Genomic DNA, 1,967 nt, shown 5'->3' on the forward strand with positions numbered 1-1,967 from the left:
AAAACGAAACAACCCCTTTACACTAAACAGCAAAAAGGCAACAGCAAAAACTACATTTTTGCCGTTATACTGCACTGCATAAGCAAGTAAGCCAACTATCTAATTGCTATAATTTAAATATGCCCGCACAAAACCCTGACATTATTTTAACCGACGAATTTAAGGACGCTTTATCCTTGCTGGAAGCCAAACCGCCCGTTATGCCGCTTATCTTTATCACGGGCCGTGCGGGCACGGGTAAAACCACGCTCCTGCGCTACTTTGCCCAACACACGGCGCAAAATGCGGTCGTTCTGGCTACCACGGGGCTGGCGGCCATTAACATACACGGGCAGACGGTACACTCATTTTTCCATTTAAAGCCCGGAAACCTGCTAGACAAAAGCAATCTTAAACGCTTGCCGCGCAAAACCGTGGACGCCGTAGATACCATTATCATTGACGAAGCCTCTATGCTCCGGGCCGATTTATTGGATGCCATAGACTATATTTTGCAAATATCCACGCATACCGAGGAACCCTTCGGCGGTAAAAAAATTGTACTGTTCGGCGATTTATTCCAGTTGCCGCCCGTGGAGGAATCCAGCACGGGCGGGCTTTTTGATTATTTCCGTCAAATTTACAAAAGCCCGTACTTTTTTGAAGCGCAAGTTTTGCGCCGATTGCCGACGGAAGTGTTTGAACTGCGCCGTATCTTCCGCCAAAAGGCGGACCCGGACTACGCCAATTTGCTTAACTTAATCCGTGAGGGCAATGTAACCCAACCGCAGTTGGATTCCCTGCTCAATACGCGCAAAACCTTTGAACTGCCGGAAAATTTTGAAAACAGCATTATTTTGGCCCCCACCAACCGCGATGCGGCTTGGCGCAATGTGCATTATTTATCCTTGCTCCCCGGCAAAGAATTTACCTATGAGGCCACAGCAGACGAATCCTTTGGCAAAGCCACGCCCGCAGACAAAACCCTCCACCTAAAAAAAGGCGCCAAAATTATGATGCTGGTTAATGACGACAACTGGGTAAACGGGGATATCGGCACCGTATATGATTTGGGGCCCGATTTTATACAGGTGGAACTGAAAGGCTGTATTTACCAAGTGGAACCGCACGTTTGGGAAGATGTACGCTACGAATTTAACGCGCTCACGCAAAAACTGCAACCCAAGGTAAAGGGCTTTTTTAAGCAGTACCCGCTCAAACTGGCGTGGGCCATTACCATACACAAATCCCAAGGGCTGACGTTTGACAGCATTTATTTGGACATTGGGCGCGGGGCCTTTGCCCCCGGGCAAACGTATGTGGCGTTAAGCCGCTGCCGCACCTTGGCGGGTGTGCATTTAAAGAAGGATATTTCGGTAAAGGATGTTTTGTGCGACAGCCGCGTAAAGCAATTTTTTGACTATATGCGCGGCAACAAAGTTCTGCGGTAAAATGTAAAACCCCGGCATTTATAACCGGGGTTTTTATTTATTTACAAACTTCCACTTCTATGCCACGAGCGGGGCAATAATCATTGAGTTGACACGGATATCCATCACCATAACGAGAACACGCTTCCGCTTGTGTTATTTTGGTACCACAAAGATAGGAATAAACAGATTGCCAAGTACAGTCCTCGCTACTGCTGCCAGAGGAACTGCCTTCGGGTTCTTCACATTCGCCCTCTGAATTAAGCGTGGTTTGGGACGGGCAGGAGCACGTACAGGTTTCATCATTCCAATCCCCCGCCTGCGTATTTGAACCCTGAGGCCGCTCACATTTTTGGGCTTCCTGCCAATCGCACTGAGAGCACTCTTTAACCGTTTTACTGCAAGTGCCCCAAGAACTGTAATTCCATTTGCCGGTGGCCGTGTTGCAGGTTGCCGTGCGGGTTTGCGTACCGCAACTGTTGCAAGATCGGCTTGTCGTTTCTTGCGGGTCCGTGCACTCGCAGGTGTCCGCAATTGAGCAGGCGCTCCAACCGCTCC

General features: G+C 49.1%; 1 protein-coding gene and 1 pseudogene. One reads left to right on the forward strand and one right to left on the reverse strand.

What is annotated here, in order from left to right:
* Positions 1-119 precede the first annotated feature (119 nt).
* Positions 120-1,430, forward strand: a complete 1,311-nt coding sequence (locus tag B2118_RS01520) for an ATP-dependent DNA helicase (protein ID WP_428052729.1) — start codon at positions 120-122, stop codon at positions 1,428-1,430.
* A 37-nt stretch (positions 1,431-1,467) separates the two neighbouring features.
* On the opposite strand, the pseudogene B2118_RS01525 reads toward B2118_RS01520, so the two are convergent.
* Positions 1,468-1,967, reverse strand: a pseudogene (locus tag B2118_RS01525) (hypothetical protein); the annotation flags it as partial.

The organism is Candidatus Avelusimicrobium stercoris, from assembly GCF_002437085.1.
Lineage (GTDB): Bacteria > Elusimicrobiota > Elusimicrobia > Elusimicrobiales > Elusimicrobiaceae > Avelusimicrobium > Avelusimicrobium stercoris.